The following is a 238-nucleotide window of genomic DNA, read 5'->3' on the forward strand; positions in this document are numbered from 1 at the left end:
GGATGATCTTCAGAAGCTGCGACGGCTGCGGATCGTAGATACCGGCGAAGACATCTTCCGGCTGGTCGAGCGCAACAGCGATGGCCTTCAAAATATCGATGCCGATCCTTGTCACTTCCACTTGATAGGCGAGAAGAAGCGGTTTCAGTTCAGGAAGGGCTTCCGGCCACTGGTTCGGGCCCTGAAGCCATTTCCATGGCGGCGTGGCGGGACCGATCTTCGCAGCCGTACCTTCGGT

The 238-nt window shown here is 58.0% G+C and carries 1 pseudogene; it reads right to left on the reverse strand.

From position 1 onward, the window contains the following. Positions 1 to 238 (reverse strand): annotated as a pseudogene (locus SB659_RS20460) (hypothetical protein); the annotation flags it as partial.

Source organism: Arthrobacter sp. SIMBA_036 (genome assembly GCF_046535135.1).
In the GTDB taxonomy this organism is placed as follows: Bacteria; Actinomycetota; Actinomycetes; order Actinomycetales; family Micrococcaceae; genus Arthrobacter.